This window comes from Pseudomonas sp. NFACC02, from assembly GCF_900110765.1.
Taxonomy (GTDB): Bacteria; Pseudomonadota; Gammaproteobacteria; order Pseudomonadales; family Pseudomonadaceae; genus Aquipseudomonas.
Window position 1 is genome coordinate 1 of sequence record NZ_FOEO01000031.1, and the last position, 14,638, is coordinate 14,638.

13 protein-coding genes are annotated in these 14,638 nt (G+C 61.3%); all 13 read right to left on the reverse strand.

Features of this window, described 5'->3' with window-relative positions; genetic code table 11:
• Window positions 1-352: 352 nt before the first annotated feature.
• Window positions 353-679, reverse strand: a complete 327-nt coding sequence (locus tag BMY73_RS20720) for a PA3694 family proteiin (protein ID WP_092409379.1) — start codon at window positions 677-679, stop codon at window positions 353-355.
• The gene (locus BMY73_RS20725) at window positions 676-1,614 is read right to left on the reverse strand and encodes an alpha/beta hydrolase (protein WP_092409381.1); all 939 of its coding nucleotides are present in this window, start codon (window positions 1,612-1,614) and stop codon (window positions 676-678) included. The genes BMY73_RS20720 and BMY73_RS20725 overlap by 4 nt, the downstream gene beginning before the upstream one ends.
• 169 nt (window positions 1,615-1,783) lie before the next feature.
• Window positions 1,784-3,061: a flavohemoglobin expression-modulating QEGLA motif protein gene (locus BMY73_RS20730; protein WP_092409383.1), complete on the reverse strand. Its 1,278-nt coding sequence runs from the start codon at window positions 3,059-3,061 to the stop codon at window positions 1,784-1,786.
• Window positions 3,062-3,089: 28 nt separating this feature from the next.
• Entirely contained in the window at window positions 3,090-3,647 is a 558-nt protein-coding gene (locus BMY73_RS20735) for a hypothetical protein (protein ID WP_092409385.1), read from the reverse strand.
• Window positions 3,648-3,688: 41 nt separating this feature from the next.
• A complete protein-coding gene (locus tag BMY73_RS20740; protein WP_092409387.1) occupies window positions 3,689-4,429 on the reverse strand; it encodes a TetR/AcrR family transcriptional regulator in 741 nt (246 codons plus the stop codon).
• Between the two features lie 251 nt (window positions 4,430-4,680).
• Entirely contained in the window at window positions 4,681-6,183 is a 1,503-nt protein-coding gene (gene lysS / locus BMY73_RS20745; RefSeq protein WP_062383290.1) for a lysine--tRNA ligase, read from the reverse strand.
• A 104-nt stretch (window positions 6,184-6,287) separates the two neighbouring features.
• A protein-coding gene (gene prfB / locus BMY73_RS20750) for a peptide chain release factor 2 (RefSeq protein ID WP_113772273.1) occupies window positions 6,288-7,383 on the reverse strand; the annotation gives its coding sequence in 2 pieces (ribosomal slippage) (window positions 6,288-7,310 and window positions 7,312-7,383; 1,095 coding nt in all).
• 296 nt (window positions 7,384-7,679) lie between these two features.
• On the reverse strand, window positions 7,680-8,684 hold the full coding sequence (locus tag BMY73_RS20755) for a response regulator (protein ID WP_062383295.1): 1,005 nt from the start codon (window positions 8,682-8,684) through the stop codon (window positions 7,680-7,682).
• Between the two features lie 45 nt (window positions 8,685-8,729).
• Window positions 8,730-9,740 carry a chemotaxis response regulator protein-glutamate methylesterase gene (locus BMY73_RS20760; RefSeq protein ID WP_062383298.1) on the reverse strand — a complete coding sequence of 337 codons (1,011 nt, stop codon included), beginning with the start codon at window positions 9,738-9,740 and terminating at the stop codon, window positions 8,730-8,732.
• Window positions 9,737-12,130 carry a hybrid sensor histidine kinase/response regulator gene (locus tag BMY73_RS20765; protein ID WP_092409389.1) on the reverse strand — a complete coding sequence of 798 codons (2,394 nt, stop codon included), beginning with the start codon at window positions 12,128-12,130 and terminating at the stop codon, window positions 9,737-9,739. Before BMY73_RS20765 ends, BMY73_RS20760 begins: the two co-directional genes overlap by 4 nt.
• Window positions 12,127-12,810 carry a chemotaxis protein CheW gene (locus BMY73_RS20770; RefSeq protein WP_092409392.1) on the reverse strand — a complete coding sequence of 228 codons (684 nt, stop codon included), beginning with the start codon at window positions 12,808-12,810 and terminating at the stop codon, window positions 12,127-12,129. Before BMY73_RS20770 ends, BMY73_RS20765 begins: the two co-directional genes overlap by 4 nt.
• Entirely contained in the window at window positions 12,807-14,105 is a 1,299-nt protein-coding gene (locus tag BMY73_RS20775) for a CheR family methyltransferase (protein WP_092409394.1), read from the reverse strand. The genes BMY73_RS20770 and BMY73_RS20775 overlap by 4 nt, the downstream gene beginning before the upstream one ends.
• Complete coding sequence (locus BMY73_RS20780; protein WP_092409395.1) at window positions 14,102-14,638, reverse strand: chemotaxis protein CheW; 537 nt, start codon at window positions 14,636-14,638, stop codon at window positions 14,102-14,104. The genes BMY73_RS20775 and BMY73_RS20780 overlap by 4 nt, the downstream gene beginning before the upstream one ends.

The window sequence follows — 14,638 nt, forward strand, 5'->3', positions numbered from 1 at the left end:
GGGCACTTTTGGTTACTTTTGGTGCCTTTTCAAAAGTGACCCGCCGGAGGGGCGGAAAGGTGAATCGGCGCCCCCGAGAAAATGGATCTGCCCACCCTCCCAATGCCCAACCCAACAAACCCACCGCGATCTGCCGGGAACCGGCAGCAAACCCGGTGCATGCGGAGTGCCAGTCATACACGGATCGCCTGATTTTGCTGCCGCTGCGCGGCAGATCGTCCGAGTGCGGCCCAGAGCAAGCGCGCTCCTACAGGGACTGCGTCAATCTGATAGCGCTGCGTCTGCTTTTCGACATCAACGGCCCAAACACCGCAAATCGCGGATAGATGCGAAGAACAGAGGCCAAAGAGACTCACTGCACCTTCTGTGGCGTCTCCTGCCCCATGCACCTCACGGCCTGCTTGCGATCATTCACCAACACGCCGGTCAGGCCCTTCTGTCCGGTATCGAACAACACTAAGACCCCCTCGATACACTGAGCCACCTGCGGTGCCGGCTCCAGCGCGACTTTGTAGTCTTCTCCCGGCACCGTCTTGAGCATCGTGAACTCGCTCAACTGCAACGCATCCTCAGGTTTTGCAAAGTGCAGATACCCGTAGTACCACAACGTCCCGACGGTCAAAAAAATACAGCCAATGCCCGTCAGAATCTGCGGGACCACATTGCGTTCGTCACTCATTTCGAACCCTCTGCCGGTTGCGTTTCCGATGGCGCAGAGGAGGTCTTTTTGCTCGCATCAGGCTCAGGGTAATTAGGGATTTCGGCCAGACGCCGCAGGCCGTTGAAATGCTGCGGATCGTCCAGATACCGGACCATGACTTCACGCCAGGTCGGGTCTTCGAAGGTCTGCACATGCGGTCCGCGTGTCAGTTGCAGGACGCGCGGCAGGGGTGCCGACTGATACAGGCTGATGCCGTTGTGCAGCGGCACCTGCGAGTCGTCGAGGCTCTGGAACAGCAGCATGGGTGTTCCCTGCAATTGCCCGATGCCGTTGATCGCGCTGTCACCGTCAGGAATCACCCACGACAATGGCCGCTTGAACGCCCAGGTGAGCCAGGAGGTGCTCAGGGTGTAACGCGCGACTTCGCGATAACTGGCTGGCACGCCGTCCAGCACCAGGGCTTTCACCCGCGAACGCTGTTGCGGGTGCTGTGACAGGTAGTGCACACCCAGCGCACCCCCTATGCTCTGCCCCAACACCACCAGCGGTTTACCCTGCACCTCAGGCGCCTTGTTCAGCCAGTCGAACGCCGCGTCGATGTCCTGATAGACCGCAGGCAGGCTGGGGTCGCCTTCGGAGTGGCCGTAGCCGCGATAGTCCAGCAGCAGCACCTGGTAACCCTGCTCGGGAAGCCAATAGCTGCCGCTGAGGTGCCAGGCCATGTTCCCGCCGTTGCCGTGCAGGTGCAGCACGGTGCCCTTGACCGGCACGCCCTCCTTGGCCGGCAGAAACCAGGCATTGAGTTTTTTGCCGTCGGCGGTGATCAGCGTGATGTCGCGATACGACAAATGCGCCTTTGCCGGGGTCAGGGGAACGTCCCGTTCCGGGTAGAACAGCAGTTCGCTGCAGCCCGTGAGGGATAAGAACAGCAACAGCGTGAACAGAGGCTTCAAGCGATGTCCTTTTATGCAAATTATCCAGAACCCTGCGTAACACTGTGGGAGTGAGCGTGCTCGCGATAGCGGTTGATCGGCCAACGGTGGTTGATCAGGCTGGCCTCATCGCGAGCACGCTCACTCCTACAGGGAATACCCGTGCGCGTTCCCGCAATGGGGATAGCGATCAAAGGATATTCGAATAATCCGCTTCGATCCGGTCCAGGCTTAAATGGTTCAGGAAGTTGGAGAAGCACATCCAGGCCGAAAGCGCATTCATGTCGCGGAACTGCTCCGGAAGGTACTTGGGCGGCACCACCAACCCTTCGTCCACCAACTGGCGCAACGTTCGCATGTCTTCCAGCGTGGTCTTGCCACAAAACAGCAAAGGCACCTGCTCCAGCTTGCCCTTCCTCACGGCCAACTGGATGTAGTTGTAAACCATGATGAAGCCCTTGAGGTAGGACAGGTCCTTGGTGAACGGCAGACCGTTAGGCACCGAGCCGCGGAAAACGCGGCTGGCATTGCCGTAGCTTTCCGGCATGCCGAAGCCTTGCTCGCGGTAGAACTCGAACACCTGAAGGAAATCCGCGCCCTCCTCGGCCATATGAATCGCACGTGTGCGGTTGGTCAGCTTGCGCAGGCGGCTGGGGTAAGAGGCGAAGCCGATGACTTCCATCAGAATCGCCAGGCCTTCCTGCGTCACGGTCGACGACGGCGGACCTTTCGCGAGGAAGGTGCAGATCGGCTGATTCTGACCGTTCAGGGTGGTGCCTACGTGCACCAGGCCTTCGTGAACCTCCAGCGCCCGCACGTCGCGCTCGTTGAACATCGCGTCGCTGCGGATCTTGATGTAATCAGCGCCCGCCGCCGCGTCTGCGACGATGCCGTCGGACTCGAACACGCGGATGGTTCCTTCAGCCTCGCCGAAGGTGCGATTCAACCGGCTTTGCAGCATGGCCACCGCGTCTTTCGCCGTCAGAATCTTCGGTTCGTCCTTGAGGTCACCGCGCCCGGCGATGTTGTTCAGGTAATCGGAGAGCATCAGACCAAGGTCGGCCAGCGTCGGGTCGCCAGCATGAAACGCATCGGACGCCGCGCCATATAGCTCCTGGGAGATCAGGCCAAAATCCGGCGTTCCGCGGGCTTCGAGCATCCGGATCACCATCCGGTACTCCTTGCACATGCGCCGCATGATCTGCCCGACCGGGTTGAACTGCCCCAGTTGCCGGGTGATGTCGCGTTCGATGTTCTGGAATTCCAGCTTCAGCGCGCCGGAGTCGAAACCCAAAGGGCGATTCTCGTAGTAAGCGCGATCGATCTCGGGCATTTGCTTGCCCTTGGCGGAAAGAAAATGCTTGCGGATGCTGTCGTCCCACTTCACCGCATCGAGCACACGGATCGGCGTTTGCGCGAACACGATACGATCGGACAACGTGCGAATGGTCTGCTGGTAATCGTCCACCCAGTCCCCCTTTGATTGACCCTTGGCGCTATTTGGTCATGCGCTGATATTGAGCTGCCTTGAGAAAGACATCGGAATTGGCGGTGTCGTCCAGATAGGCAAACACCTTGTCCATGGAGGTGGTGATCAGTACACCGTCACCCTTCTCGGTTTCAATCGGCTCGCCTTCGAAGGTCTTTTGCTCGATCAGTTGCTGCATCCGCTCCAGGTCGAGGTCATAAATCACCAGTTCGTCGGCCGCGTTATCGTTGTCGATCAGGTCGAAGCCGGCGATGACGTAATGGCCACCGTACTTCTCAGGCAACGCCGCCGACAAATACCAGCGGCTGCCATGGCGCGACACGGTGAAGGTGTATTCGTCGCGGTTTTTGCGATCGCCCTTGCGGTAACTGACGGCCTTGTATTGATTGGCGCCGGCCCGGCTTATTTCCAGCTCCAGCGGCTCGCCCCAGGCGTTCTTGCTCGTCCAGGTGCCGAGCAGTCTGGGCGGCGCGGCGGAGGTGTTTGGAATGGGGTCCTTGAAAGTCACCAGGCATCCGCTCAACAGCGCGAACGACAAGGCGAGCACGACGCTCCAGACTTTCATCGCTTCTCCTGAAGGTGAGCCCTCGACACCGGGCTCTGAAATTAACCGTTGCAGCCCGCCGCTGGCTTGGCGGTGCCCAGCACCAGATGCATCTGGCGGGTAAGAATAGCGAGCATTTCTTCGTCTGCGTGGGGACGAGGCCCCTCGAGCAAGCCCTGATATTCCATCCGCCCGATAATCCCCGTCAACACTTGCGCATCCACGTGCGGTTGGGCCGACCCCATGACCTCGAGAAACTGGGCGCTTCCTTGCAACAGAATCTGCTGGTGAGCACTGACCAGTGGCGCCAGTCGCGGGTTGATCAGCGCCTCCAGGCGAAAAGCGTGTTCGGCGATCAGTTGATCGCGACGCGTCAGCAACTGATGGCGCACGTAGTCCAGGGTCATGCGCGCGATCTCGTCCGCCAGCCGCGCCCGCGCATCGGCACTGCCGTCGTTGCGCGCGACCATTTCGCGCAGCAGGGTTTCGGTGTTCGTCCACAGTTTGGCCATGTAGGCCGCGCTGCGCTCGACGTACTGGGCGAAGGCATCGGTGAGCAGGTCGTCGATGTCCTTGAAGTAGTAGGTGGTGGCCGACAGCGGCACCTGCGCTTCGGCAGCCACGGCACGGTGACGCACGGCACGCACGCCGTCACGAATGAGAATGCGCATGGCCGCGTCCAGAATTTGCTGTCGGCGCTGTTCGCTTCCCTGTCGGCTTGCCTTGCGGCCTTGATACTGAACACTCTGTGCGACGGCCGTGGCAAGACCCGCGGCTCCCTTTTGAGCGATCGTACGATTCACGACAGGTTTTCCTCTTTGAATGACTGGCAGGCGCGGAGCCTGTAGGAGCGTGGCTTGTCCCGCGATCGGCGGGGAACCCGTCGTAAACCCTGAGCACACGGTTTTCCTGATACACCGCATTCGCCGGTTTTGCGACGACTGCGGTCGGACGCGACCCCGGTGCGATCGCGGGACAAGCCACGCTCCTACAAACGTGCCCGGTTACAACACAAAAAAAAGCCGCCCTGCTCAGGCGGCTTGTTTTACAGCGCTTATGCTTGCGGCCGCATGTGCGGGAACAGGATGACGTCGCGGATCGACGGCGAGTTGGTCAGCAGCATCACCAGACGGTCGATACCGATGCCCTCACCCGCTGTCGGCGGCATGCCGTATTCCAGTGCGCGAACGAAGTCGGCGTCGTAATGCATGGCTTCGTCGTCGCCGGCGTCCTTGTCAGCCACCTGCGCCATGAAACGCTCGGCCTGGTCTTCCGCGTCGTTCAGCTCGGAGTAGGCGTTGGCGATTTCGCGGCCACCGATGAACAGCTCGAAACGGTCGGTGACGTTCGGGTTGTCGTCGTTACGACGGGCCAGCGGCGACACTTCGAACGGGTACTGGGTAATGAAGTGCGGCTGCTCCAGCTTGTGCTCGACCAGCTCTTCGAAAATCATCACCTGCAATTTGCCCAGACCTTCGAAGCCCAGCACCTTGGCGCCGGCTTTCTTGGCGATGGCGCGCGCCTTGTCGATGTCGTTCAGGTCGTCGGCGGTCAGGTCGGGGTTGTACTTGAGGATCGAGTCGAACACCGACAGACGCGCGAACGGCTCGCCGAAATGGAACACCTTGTCGCCGTATGGCACATCGGTGCTGCCCAGAACCAGTTGAGCCAGCTCACGGAACAGCTCTTCGGTCAGGTCCATGTTGTCTTCGTAGTCGGCGTACGCCTGGTAGAACTCCAGCATGGTGAATTCGGGGTTATGACGCGTCGAGACCCCTTCGTTACGGAAGTTGCGGTTGATCTCGAACACTTTCTCGAATCCGCCCACGACCAGCCGCTTGAGGTACAGCTCAGGCGCGATACGCAGGAACATTTCCATGTCCAGTGCGTTGTGATGCGTTTCGAACGGCTTGGCCGCCGCGCCGCCCGGAATGGTCTGCAGCATCGGGGTTTCGACTTCCAGGAAGTCACGCTTCATCAGGAAGCTGCGAATGTGCGCGATGACCTGCGAACGCACGCGGAAGGTCTGACGCACGTCTTCGTTGACGATCAGGTCGACATAGCGCTGACGGTAGCGCTGCTCGGTGTCGGTCAGGCCATGGTGCTTGTCCGGCAGCGGACGCAGTGACTTGGTCAGCAGACGGACGCTGGTCATTTCGACGTACAGGTCGCCCTTGCCGGAACGGGCCAGGGTACCTTCGGCGGCAATGATGTCGCCCATGTCCCAGGTCTTGACCGCGGCCAGCGTCTCTTCGGACAGCGTCTTGCGGTTGACGTAGACCTGAATGCGACCGGTCATGTCCTGAATCACCATGAACGAGCCACGGTTGAGCATGATGCGACCGGCAACCTTGACCGGAATCGCCGCTTCGGCCAGCTCTTCCTTGGTCTTGTCCGCGTACTGTTTCTGCAGGTCGTTGCAGTAGTTTTCGCGGCGGAAGTCATTCGGGAAGGCATTGCCCTTGGCGCGCTCGGCAGCAAGCTTTTCCTTGCGCAGGGCGATCAGGGCGTTTTCTTCCTGTTGCTGGGCTTGCGGGTCGAGTTGTTGGTCGCTCATGTCTTTAGATTTTCCATCACAGGTTCGTTGCTTCTTGCCACGGGCAAGGGATCACGGGCCGGACGCGATAAGGAGGCGCCGAACCCGTAACAGTGGGGTCGCGATTACAGCCCCTGCTTGAGGCTTGCTTCCAGGTAACCGTCGAGGTCGCCGTCCAGCACCTTGTTGCAATCGCTGCGCTCAACGCCGGTACGCAAGTCCTTGATACGTGAGTCATCGAGGACGTACGAACGGATCTGGTGACCCCAGCCGATGTCCGACTTGGTGTCTTCCAGCGCCTGGGACGCCGCGTTGCGCTTCTGCATTTCCAGCTCATACAACTTGGCCCGCAGCATTTTCATGGCGGTGTCCTTGTTCGCGTGCTGGGAGCGTTCGTTCTGGCAACTGACCACGGTGTTGGTCGGTACGTGGGTGATACGCACGGCCGAGTCGGTGGTGTTGACGTGCTGACCGCCGGCACCGGACGAGCGATAGGTATCGATACGCAGGTCGGACGGGTTGATGTCGATCTCGATGCGGTCGTCGATCTCGGGGGACACGAACACCGCCGAGAACGAGGTGTGGCGACGGGCGCCGGAGTCGAACGGGCTCTTGCGGACCAGGCGGTGTACGCCGATCTCGGTGCGCAGCCAGCCAAAAGCATATTCGCCCTTGATGTGAACCGTGGCGCCCTTGATGCCGGCGACCTCGCCTTCGGACAGTTCCATGATGGTCGCGTCGAAGCCACGCTTGTCGGCCCAGCGCAGGTACATGCGCAGCAGGATGTTGGCCCAGTCCTGAGCCTCGGTGCCGCCGGAGCCGGCCTGGATGTCGAGGTAGGCGTTGTTCGGGTCCATTTCACCGCTGAACATGCGACGGAATTCGAGCTTCTCCAGCGACTCGCGCAGGCGATCGATTTCAGCAACGACATCGGCGACAGCGCCTTCGTCATTTTCTTCGACGGCCATGTCCAGCAAGTCTTTGGCGTCAGCCAGACCGGAACTCATTTCATCGAGGGTGTCGACGATCTGTGCCAGCGAGGCACGCTCACGGCCCAGTTCCTGGGCGTACGACGGGTTGTTCCAGACAGCTGGATCTTCGAGCTCGCGGTTGACTTCGGTCAGACGATCATGTTTGTGATCGTAGTCAAAGATACCCCCGAATGGCTTCGGAGCGCTCGGACAGGTCCTTGATGCTGTTTAGGATCGGGTTGATTTCCATGGTGGGCAGCACTCGCAGGCGAAATTTTCAAAGCCGGCGAGTATACCCCAGCTCCCGCCCCGATGGCAGTCCGTTGGGCAGGGTGAGAGAGGATCAATGCATTCTCTGGAAAACTCAAAAATGGGTGGGTGTCCAGCTTCCAGGTGCAGTCCATTCTGTAGGAGACGTCGGAGGTTACGACGGCAGCGAAGGCGGTGGGGCGGTCTCCATCGAGGTCGGCTGAAGACCGCATTCGCCACTGTCGTAACCTCCAGCAGCTCCCACAGTGTTGCGCACGTCCATTGATCAGTATCGGATCAGCCCACCACCACCTGATTGCGCCCATTGTGCTTGGCGGCGTACAAGCCTTGATCAGCACTCTGGATCACTTGACGACTGTGGCTGCCGACCTGCGGCACGACGGTCGACAGGCCGATGCTGACGGTCAGACTGGCGCCTTCGCCGGGGGCGATGTGCGGGATCTTCATGCTGGCCACTGTCTGGCGCAGTTTTTCAGCCAGCAGCCGCGCGCCGCCGGGCGAGGTGTTGGGCAGCACCAGCGCGAACTCTTCCCCGCCATAACGAGCCGGCAAATCGGAGGGGCGGCTGCAACTGGCGCGAATCGCCTTGGCAACCTGACGCAGCGCTTCATCCCCCTCCAGATGACCGAAATTGTCGTTATAGGCCTTGAAGTAGTCGACATCGATCATCATCAGTGACAACTGCGTCTGCTCGCGAATTGCCCGGCGCCACTCCAGCTCCAGGTACTCATCGAAATGCCGACGATTGGACAGCCCGGTCAGTCCGTCGGAGTTCATCAGCCGCTGCAGCACCAGATTGGTGTCCAGCAACTGCTGCTGGCTGACCCTCAATGCGCGATAGGCCTCGTCGCGCTGGAGCAGTGTCATGTAGGAGCGCGAATGGTAGCGGATACGCGCCACCAGCTCGATGTTGTCTGGGAGTTTGACCAGATAATCGTTGGCGCCGGCGGCGAACGCCGCGCTCTTGATCAGCGGTTCTTCCTTGGTGGAGAGCACGATGATCGGGATGTCTTTGGTGGCCGGGTTGTTGCGGTACTCGCGCACCAGCGTCAGGCCGTCCAGGCCTGGCATGACCAGGTCCTGCAGGATCACCGTCGGTTTTATCTGGATCGCCTGCGCGATGGCCTGATGCGGATCGGCACAAAAATGAAAGTCGATATTTTCCTCATTCGCCAGCCCACGCCGGACTGCCTCGCCGATCATCGCCTGATCGTCGACCAGTAACACCATGGCAGCGTTTTCGTCCGTGGCGTTTACATTGTCCAGCTGCAAATCATGCATTCAGGGTCTCCTGGTCACAGGCGGACTGTGAAATCACCTGGAAAATCATTGGGTGAACACCTCGTTCAAGCGAGGCGCTATCGTGTCCAGCGGGCGAATCTCGTTGGCGGCATCAATCGCGGCTGCCGCTTTGGGCATGCCGTACACCGCACTGCTTCGCTGGTCCTGGGCGATCGTGAGAAACCCCCGCTGACGCATGAGCTTGAGCCCCTGCGCGCCGTCGCGCCCCATCCCCGTCAACAGGACGCCCACTGCGTCACCGTTCCAATAGCTGGCCACGCTTTCGAAAAACACATCGATCGAGGGCCTGTAAATCTCATTCACCGGCTCTGCGGTATAAGCCAGCGTGCCGTTCTTCAGCAGACGAATATGGTGGTTGGTGCCCGCCAGCAGCACGGCGCCACGTTGCGGCGGCTCACCGTCTCGGGCCAGCCGAACCTGCAACCCCGAAGCGCCACTCAACCACTGCGCCATCCCGGCGGCAAACACTTGATCCACGTGCTGAACCAGCACGATGGCGGCCGGAAAGTCCTTCGGCAGCGCCTTGAGCAGCACTTCCAGCGCCGCCGGGCCTCCCGCGGACGATCCGATGGCGACCAGCCCCAGGCGCTGCGAGGCTTCGCGCAGCGGTGCCGGTCCCGGACGCACGCGGCTGTCACTCTGCCCCATGAGCCAGCCTATATTAAGAATCTTGCGTAACAAAGGTGCCGCAGCCTCCTGGGGATTGCCCGCGCCGATTGCCGGGGTATCCACGACGTCCAGCGCACCGTGGCCCATGGCCTCGAATACACGGTGGACGTTCTGCTCGCGATCCACCGTCACGATCACGATGGCGCACGGCGTAGCGGCCATGATGCGTCGAGTGGCTTCCACGCCATCCATCACCGGCATGATCAGGTCCATCAGGATCAGGTCCGGCGTCAATTCGGCGCACCGTTCCACCGCCTCGGCACCATTGCCGGCGACCCACACCACCTGATGCGCGGGCTCGAAGGCCAGCGCGCGGCGCAGCGCCTCGACCGCCATGGGCATGTCATTGACGATGGCGATCTTCATCCTTGCGCATCTCCTATCAGCTCGACGACTGCGTCGAGCAACGCGTCGTCATGAAAACTGGCCTTGGCCAGATAATAGTCGGCACCGGCGTCGAGCCCCCGACGGCGGTCTTCCTCGCGATCCTTGTAGGACACCACCATCACCGGCAATGACTGCAAGCGACTGTCGCGACGCAGCAGCGTCACCAGTTCGATACCGTCCATGCGCGGCATGTCGATGTCGGTGATCAGCAGGTCGAAGTCCTCGGCACGCAATGCGTTCCACCCGTCCATGCCGTCCACCGCCACCGTCACGTCGTAGCCGCGCCCGAGCAACAACTTGCGCTCGAGCTCGCGCACCGTCAGCGAATCGTCGACCACCAGCACGCGTTTACGCGCCTGGGTATCCGTCTGACGGTTGCGCCGGTCAATCCGTTCCAGGCGTCCGGTATTCAGCAATTTTTCAACCGAACGCAGCATGTCCTCGACATCGATAATCAATACCGCGGAACCATCGTCGAGCAGCGCGCCCGCCGAGATGTCCTGAACCTTGCCCAGGCGCGGATCCAGTGGCAGCACCACCAGGGTCCGCTCGCCGATGAATCGCTCCACCGCGACCCCATACACAGCGTCGCGCTCACGGATGATCACCACCTTGAGCACGTCTTCGTTGTGCTGACCGGCGGGGCGGTTGAGCAACTGACTGGCCGCGACCAGGCCGACATGACGCTCTTCGTGCCAGAAGTGCTGTCGCCCTTCGAGCTGCACGATTTCATCGGCCTGTACATCACGCATGCGTTCGATATGCGCCAACGGGAAGGCATAGGCCTCACCGCCGACTTCCACCACCAGGCTGCGCACCACCGACAGCGTCAGCGGGACCTCCAGGTGGAAGGAACTGCCCTGCCCCGTCTTCTGAACCAGTTCGACGCCCCCACGCAGCTGCCGAACCATGTGCTGCACGGCGTCCAGACCGACACCCCGGCCCGACACTTCCGTGACCTTGTCGCGCATGCTGAAGCCGGGCAGGAACAGGAAGCTCAACAACTCTTCCTCGCTCAACTGCGCCGCCGTTTCCTCGGGTGACAACTTGCGGTCGATGATGCTGCGACGCAGGCGTTCAAGATCGACCCCGGCGCCGTCATCGATCAGCTCGACCACCAGCAGACCCGCTTGATGAGATGCCTTGAGCTGAATCAACCCCTCCGGCGCCTTGCCGCTGGCGAGCCGTTGCTCGGGTGATTCGATGCCGTGATCAACCGCGTTGCGCAGCAGATGCGTTAACGGAGCCTCCAGTTTTTCCAGCACATCGCGGTCTACCTGAGTCTTCTCGCCTTCAATCTCCAGACGCACCTGCTTGCCCAAAGAGCGTCCAAGGTCGCGAACCATGCGCGCCTGCCCTGTCAGAACATCGGCAAACGGACGCATGCGGCAGGCCAGCGCGGTGTCGTACAACAACTGCGCTCGCTGAGTCGCCTGCCACCCGAACTCGTCAAGATCCGAGGTCTGCTGGATCAACAGGTGCTGGGCTTCGCTCAACAGACGCCGGACTTCTTCCAGCATCTTTTGGGCGTCCGGATCGACGTTGGCATCCAGCAAGGCTTCCAGGTTATCGAGCGCTCGGCTGGCGCTGCCTTGTGAGCGTTTAACCCGCTGCATGGCGGTCAGGTAAGGTTTGAGGCGCTGTGTTTCCACCAGCGATTTGCTCGACAGGTCGAGCAGGTTATTCAAACGCTCGGCCGTCACCCGCAGCACACGCTCACCGCCCTCGGCAACACGGCGCTCCTGGCGGCGTCCGGATTTGGAGGGTGCGGGGTCGTCTTCGTTTTCGACAGGTGCCGAAGACGCTGGAGGGACGGGCAGCAACAGATCGGCAGGCAGCGGTTGCGCGGACAACGGCGCACTTAACGCCGCAGGCCCCAGCGCCGACTGGACGGATTCCACCAGCGCCTGAGCGTTGGCCAGCAGCAAGTCGTCCATAGAGGGCGTCGCACTTGGCGTAATGACCGCATGACGGACATCGGGCTTGATCAGGTCGGTCATCAGCGCGACATATCCATCGACATCGCTTTGACCAACGCTGCTCTCGCCCGGAGACGCAATGCGCATGAGCATGTCGGTGCCCATCAGCAGCGCGTCGATGTGCTCGGGTTTGAGATGAAGACGGCCTTCCTGTGCCTCGACCAGGCAATCTTCCATGACATGGGAAACACTGACACCCGCGTCCACCCCGACGATCCTCGCCGCGCCCTTGAGCGAATGCGCGGCGCGCATGCAGGCTTCCAGTTGATCCGCCTGTGCGGGGTTGCGCTCAAGCGCCAGCAAGCCTGCGCTCAGCACCTGGGTCTGGGCTTCGGCTTCCAGGGTAAACAGTTCGAACAGCGAAGCGTCGCGCATCTGATCGGGCGTCATGTCAGGCTCCGGTTCACGGCCGACAACAGTTGCTCTTCATCCAGCAACCGCAGGCTGCGGTTTTTCCACTGCACCACGCCTCGGGTGAATCGGGCATTGCTGTTCTGCGCGGGCGCCGAGGCAGAATCCAGCAGCCGCGCCTCGATGGCATGAATTCCGTCCACTTCATCGACCGGCACCACCACCGGTCCGCCCTCGGCCGACACGATCAACATGCGCGGTGTGATACGCGCAGACAACGATGGCACCGGTGTCGAATCCAGTCCGAGCAGTTCGACGAATGACAGGCAAGCCACCAGCGCGCCGCGCACATTGGCAACGCCCAGCAGCGCGCGGGAGCGTTGATGCGGGAGCGAATGAATGGTCTGCACGGGCGAAACCTCGACCAGGCAACGCGTCGGCAGTCCCAGCCACTCTTCCCCCAGACGAAACACCACCAGGGAGCGGGTCTTGACGTCGCTCGCCAACGCCTCGCCATGCATCGACACGCGCAGCTCTTGAGCCAACGCATAGCGGTCCAGCAGTCGAGTGGCCGCTGCCGAATACACCGAACAGTTGCGGCAATGAATGTGCTCCTCCAGCAACGGGCACGAGCGGTCGCCATGAATGCCGATCCGGTTCCAGCAATCGTCGATGGCCTGAGCATCATGGCTCACCAGTTCACTGTGTACCCCGGTCATCGATTACGTCCTTCTTTGTTCACGCCGCGCGCTGCGCGCTCCTGCAAACGGCGAGCCCCCGCGACATCGCCCTGCGCCGCCAGCAATGCCGCCAGTTGAGCCAGCGCTTCCGGGTGCTGAGGTTCGAGGTACAAGGCCTTGCGGTAAAAGCCTTGAGCCCCCGCTACGTCACCGCTCACTTCGCTGAGCAGCCCCAGCCAATAGAACACGCGAGCCACCGGCTCGTAGCGCTTGAGGTATTGATCACAGGCGGCTTTGGCCTCTGCACTCTTGCCTTCATTGGCAAGACGCCTGATGTCGTCCAGCAAGGCCGCGGCGTCACCCACGTCGGCCGGTGGCGTCGCGCGGGTGAGCGGTTGAGGCGCTGTAAACGGACGAACGCTGCTTCGGGCACGTGCAGCGCCTGGCGGCAGCGACATTGCCTGACGTGACCGCTCGACGGGCAGCGGCGGCAAGACCGGCGTCGCGGTCACGACTGCGAGCTGATCCGGCATCGGGTCGGCGCGGTGCCTGAAGGCAAAGGACTGGGCAATGCCGATCGATGCCATGCCCATCCGGCCGAGCAGACTGCCTTCGGCAGGGCCAATGAACAGCACTCCGTCATCGCGCGTCATGCGCTTGAGCGCTTCGAAACCACGCTTCTGGGTGTCGACGTCGAAATAGATCAGCAGGTTGCGGCAGAACACGAAATCGTACGCCGACTGCGCCACGAGCAAGCCCGGATCGAGCAGATTGCCGACCTGAAAGCTGACGCGCTCACGCACCCGATCCTCGACGCGATAGCCCTCATCGACGTGACTGAAATAACGCTCACGAAAACCGAGGTCACTGCCACGAAACGAATTTTTGCCATAGACACCCTGACGCGCGCGCTGCAACGACATCGGGCTGATATCCACCGCTTCGACCTTGAACTGCTGCGGTTGCAAACCGGCATCGAACAAGGCCATGGCGATCGAATAGGGCTCCTCCCCTGTCGAGCACGGGAGGCTGAGGATCCGCAGCGGCCGGACGCCGTTTAGCTGGGCCAGGCGCGTAGCGGCCAGTTTGCCCAGCGTGCCGAAAGACTCCGGGTAACGGAAAAACCAGGTTTCAGGCACGATCACCGCTTCGATCAGCGCTTGCTGTTCGTCTGCGGACGCTATTAACAGTTGCCAGTAAGCATCGTGATCCGAGGCCTTGGCGCTGAGGCAACGCTGGCGCACGGCTCGCTCGATAATGGCCTCGCCAACAGAGGCCACATCCAGACCGATACGGTTCTTGAGGAACGCAAAGAAGCGTGCGTCTTCGCTCATGGCGTCGCCTCGAACGGTTCAAGGCTCAATGGCTGCGCCGGGAACAACAATTCACGCACCGATTCATTCAGCAAATCCTGCACCCGAATCCATTGCAAGAGACCCAAGGCGTCTTCGCGGACCGGGCCAAGGTACGGCGCCTGCCGGTTGTCCAGGCCGTAACTCTTGAACTCGTCCGGCGCACAGCGCAGGGTGTCGGTCGCCTGCTCCAGAATCAGTCCCAGCCACTGGGGCGCGCGCTCTGCGCTGACGCAGTAGTTCACCAGCACCAGACGTGTGCTGGTTCGCGGCTGGGCCGGCTCACCGAAGGTCAAGGCGCTCAGGTCGATGACCGGCACCACCACGCCACGATGCGCAAACACCCCCGCGACCCAATGTGGCGCCTGCGCGATGGGTTTGAGCACCAGCCGAGGCAGCACTTCGGCGACTTCCATCGCTTCCAGCGCATAACGCTCCGTCCCGATGCGAAACAGCAGGAACAGTTTGTTCTTCGGCAACACCACGGTACTGCGTTTGGCTGAGTGCTCGATCAT